Consider the following 5,209-nt stretch of genomic DNA (forward strand, 5'->3'; position numbering starts at 1 on the left):
TCACGGGTGTTCGCTTGTTCAGAGTTGCACAGTGGACGCGTAGCAGCTTAGTAGTCAAGTCCTCGGCCTATTAGTACCGGTCAACTGAACCCGTTACCGGGCTTACATTTCCGGCCTATCAACCCAGTCGTCTAGCTGGGGGCCTTACCCCACAAAGTGGGTGGGATACCTCATCTTGAAGCAGGCTTCCCGCTTAGATGCTTTCAGCGGTTATCCCTTCCGAACGTAGCTAACCAGCCGTGCCCTTGGCAGGACAACTGGCACACCAGAGGTTCGTCCGTCCCGGTCCTCTCGTACTAGGGACAGCCCTTCTCAAGTATCCTACGCGCACGGCGGATAGGGACCGAACTGTCTCACGACGTTCTAAACCCAGCTCGCGTACCGCTTTAATGGGCGAACAGCCCAACCCTTGGGACCTGCTACAGCCCCAGGATGCGACGAGCCGACATCGAGGTGCCAAACCATCCCGTCGATATGGACTCTTGGGGAAGATCAGCCTGTTATCCCCGGGGTACCTTTTATCCGTTGAGCGACACCGCTTCCACTCGCAAGTGCCGGATCACTAGTCCCGACTTTCGTCCCTGCTCGACCTGTCAGTCTCACAGTCAAGCTCCCTTGTGTACTTGCACTCAACACCTGATTGCCAACCAGGCTGAGGGAACCTTTGGGCGCCTCCGTTACCTTTTAGGAGGCAACCGCCCCAGTTAAACTACCCACCAGACACTGTCCCTGAACCGGATAACGGTCCGAAGTTAGATACCCAAATCAACCAGAGTGGTATTTCAAGATTGCCTCCACCCATACTGGCGTATGGACTTCACCGGCTCCCACCTATCCTACACAAGCTAATTCGAGTACCAATGTCAAGCTATAGTAAAGGTCCCGGGGTCTTTCCGTCCTGCCGCGCGTAACGAGCATCTTTACTCGTACTGCAATTTCGCCGGGCCTGTGGTTGAGACAGTGGGGAAGTCGTTACGCCATTCGTGCAGGTCGGAACTTACCCGACAAGGAATTTCGCTACCTTAGGATGGTTATAGTTACCACCGCCGTTTACTGGCGCTTAAGTTCTCCGCTTCGCCCCGAAGAGCTAACAGGTCCCCTTAACGTTCCAGCACCGGGCAGGCGTCAGTCCATATACATCGAATTACTTCTTCGCATGGACCTGTGTTTTTAGTAAACAGTCGCTTCCCCCTGCTCTCTGCGGCCATACAACGCTCCACCCGCGCGGGGCTTCACGTCTCCGGCCCCCCTTCTCCCTAAGTTACGGGGGCAATTTGCCGAGTTCCTTAACCACAGTTCGCCCGATCGCCTCGGTATTCTCTACCTGACCACCTGTGTCGGTTTGGGGTACGGGCCGCTAAGAACTCGCTAGAGGCTTTTCTCGGCAGCATAGGATCACTGACTTCACCTGAATCGGCTCGGCATCACGTCTCAGCCTTCATGCGGTGCGGATTTGCCTACACCACGGCCTACACGCTTACCCCGGCACAACCACCGGCCGGGCTCAGCTACCTTCCTGCGTCACCCCATCGCTTGACTACTACCCGCCAGGTTCCCACGCTCCCCAACATCCGTCCGAAGACATCAGCCGGTTCGGGTGGTTAGCACAACGAGGTTCATCAGGGACGCTCTTTCGCGGGTACGGGAATATCAACCCGTTGTCCATCGACTACGCCTCTCGGCCTCGCCTTAGGTCCCGACTCACCCAGGGCGGATTAGCCTGGCCCTGGAACCCTTGGTCATCCGGCGGAAGGGTTTCTCACCCTTCTTTCGCTACTCATGCCTGCATTCTCACTCGTGCCGCGTCCACAACTGGGTCACCCCGCTGCTTCACTCGCGGCACGACGCTCCCCTACCCATCCACACACCTGCACGCACCATCAAGGGCACGCGTGGTTAAAATGTGAATGCCACAGCTTCGGCGGTGTGCTTGAGCCCCGCTACATTGTCGGCGCGGAACCACTTGACCAGTGAGCTATTACGCACTCTTTAAAGGGTGGCTGCTTCTAAGCCAACCTCCTGGTTGTCTATGCGACCCCACATCCTTTTCCACTTAGCACACGCTTAGGGGCCTTAGCTGGTGATCTGGGCTGTTTCCCTCTCGACTACGAAGCTTATCCCCCGCAGTCTCACTGCCGCGCTCTCACTTACCGGCATTCGGAGTTTGGCTGATTTCGGTAAGCTTGTGGGCCCCCTAGACCATCCAGTGCTCTACCTCCGGCAAGAAACACGCGACGCTGCACCTAAATGCATTTCGGGGAGAACCAGCTATCACGGAGTTTGATTGGCCTTTCACCCCTAACCACAGGTCATCCCCCAATTTTTCAACATTGGTGGGTTCGGCCCTCCACGCGGTCTTACCCGCGCTTCAGCCTGCCCATGGCTAGATCACTCCGCTTCGGGTCTAGGACACGCGACTGAATCGCCCTATTCAGACTCGCTTTCGCTACGGCTCCCCCACACGGGTTAACCTCGCCACATGCCACTAACTCGCAGGCTCATTCTTCAAAAGGCACGCCGTCACCCCGCAAGGCTCCGACGGATTGTAGGCGAACGGTTTCAGGTACTATTTCACTCCCCTCCCGGGGTACTTTTCACCATTCCCTCACGGTACTCGTCCGCTATCGGTCACCAGGAAGTATTTAGGCTTACCAGGTGGTCCTGGCAGATTCACGGCAGATTTCAGGGGTCCGCCGCTACTCGGGAACACCCACAGAAGGTCAGCAACTTTCACCTACCGGACTCTCACCGTCTACGGTCAGCCATTCCAGACTGTTCGACTAGCCACCAACTTTGTAACTTCTTCAACAAGTGTCAGCTTGTTCAGCAGGGTCCCACAACCCCGACCACGCAACCCCTGACAGGTATCACACGCAGCCGGTTTAGCCTCAATCCGCTTTCGCTCGCCACTACTCACGGAATCACTAAATTGTTTTCTCTTCCTACGGGTACTGAGATGTTTCACTTCCCCGCGTTCCCTCCACACACCCTATGTGTTCAGGTGTGGGTGACACCACATGACTGGTGCCAGGTTTCCCCATTCGGACACCCTGGGATCACAGCTCGGTTGACAGCTCCCCCAGGCCTATCGCGGCCTCCCACGTCCTTCATCGGCTCCTGGTGCCAAGGCATTCACCGTTCGCCCTTGACAACTTGACCACAAAGATGCTCGCGTCCACTGTGCAATTCTCAACAACCGACCAACCCACAACCCCACAGCCCCACACCAAACCCGAAACACGATCGGCGGTATGCGAGACCAGGCCATGCCTGGCAACCTCACGAAGCACTCACGCTCCGCTACGGCTCCGAAAGAAACAACCACCGGTTGTTCTTTCAGGACCCAACAGGGTGCTCACATCTCCCCCCAGCCGCACCAGAACCAACCCGTTCCCACCACACCCGAAGGAATGGCTGTACTCAGTGGTCCCGGCCGTTGCCAGGGCAAAACTTGCCAGTGTCTCCGCCATCGAGCACCCCACCACCACATTCGGGCAGCGCGGGCTCCTTACCGACTTTCGTCGGAAGGTGCTCCTTAGAAAGGAGGTGATCCAGCCGCACCTTCCGGTACGGCTACCTTGTTACGACTTCGTCCCAATCGCCAGCCCCACCTTCGACGGCTCCCTCCACAAGGGTTGGGCCACCGGCTTCGGGTGTTGCCGACTTTCGTGACGTGACGGGCGGTGTGTACAAGGCCCGGGAACGTATTCACCGCAGCGTTGCTGATCTGCGATTACTAGCGACTCCGACTTCACGGGGTCGAGTTGCAGACCCCGATCCGAACTGAGACCGGCTTTTTGGGATTCGCTCCACCTCACGGTATCGCAGCCCATTGTACCGGCCATTGTAGCATGCGTGAAGCCCTGGACATAAGGGGCATGATGACTTGACGTCATCCCCACCTTCCTCCGAGTTGACCCCGGCAGTCTTCGATGAGTCCCCGCCATAACGCGCTGGCAACATCGAACGAGGGTTGCGCTCGTTGCGGGACTTAACCCAACATCTCACGACACGAGCTGACGACAGCCATGCACCACCTGTGACCGCCCCCGAAGGACCCCCCATCTCTGGAGGTTTTGCGGCCATGTCAAACCCAGGTAAGGTTCTTCGCGTTGCATCGAATTAATCCGCATGCTCCGCCGCTTGTGCGGGCCCCCGTCAATTCCTTTGAGTTTTAGCCTTGCGGCCGTACTCCCCAGGCGGGGCGCTTAATGCGTTAGCTGCGGCACAGGGAACCGGAGAGGCCCCCCACACCTAGCGCCCAACGTTTACAGCGTGGACTACCAGGGTATCTAATCCTGTTCGCTCCCCACGCTTTCGCTCCTCAGCGTCAGTATCGGCCCAGAGACCCGCCTTCGCCACCGGTGTTCCTCCTGATATCTGCGCATTTCACCGCTACACCAGGAATTCCAGTCTCCCCTACCGAACTCTAGCCTGCCCGTATCGACCGCAGGCTTGGGGTTGAGCCCCAAGTTTTCACGGTCGACGCGACAAGCCGCCTACGAGCTCTTTACGCCCAATAAATCCGGACAACGCTCGCACCCTACGTCTTACCGCGGCTGCTGGCACGTAGTTGGCCGGTGCTTCTTCTGCAGGTACCGTCACTCTCGCTTCGTCCCTGCTGAAAGAGGTTTACAACCCGAAGGCCGTCATCCCTCACGCGGCGTCGCTGCATCAGGCTTCCGCCCATTGTGCAATATTCCCCACTGCTGCCTCCCGTAGGAGTCTGGGCCGTGTCTCAGTCCCAGTGTGGCCGGTCGCCCTCTCAGGCCGGCTACCCGTCGTCGCCTTGGTAGGCCATCACCCCACCAACAAGCTGATAGGCCGCGAGCCCATCCCAAGCCGAAAAACTTTCCACCACCAGCCATGCGGCCAACAGTAATATTCGGTATTAGCCCCCGTTTCCGAGGGTTATCCCAAAGCTTGGGGCAGGTTGCTCACGTGTTACTCACCCGTTCGCCGCTCGAGTACCCCGAAGGGCCTTTCCGCTCGACTTGCATGTGTTAAGCACGCCGCCAGCGTTCGTCCTGAGCCAGGATCAAACTCTCCAACAAAAAATTAGTTGAACAGCAAACCCTGACAACAAACAAATGTTGCCAAAGGAATCCCAACCAGCCAGTCACAAGAACCGACCAGTCCGGGGTATAAATCATCATTGGCACTGGCTTTACAAGCACCCTGTTGAGTTCTCAAAGAACAACCACACACC

Annotated in this window: 2 rRNA genes; both read right to left on the reverse strand. The window is 57.5% G+C overall.

What is annotated here, in order from left to right:
- Positions 1-50: 50 nt before the first annotated feature.
- A 23S ribosomal RNA gene (locus tag ACWER9_RS31675) occupies positions 51-3,159 on the reverse strand.
- A gap of 380 nt (positions 3,160-3,539) precedes the next feature.
- Positions 3,540-5,054, reverse strand: a 16S ribosomal RNA gene (locus ACWER9_RS31680).
- The 16S and 23S rRNA genes sit together here, the layout of an rRNA operon.
- Positions 5,055-5,209: the final 155 nt, after the last annotated feature.

It is taken from the genome of Micromonospora sp. NPDC003944 (genome assembly GCF_053605225.1).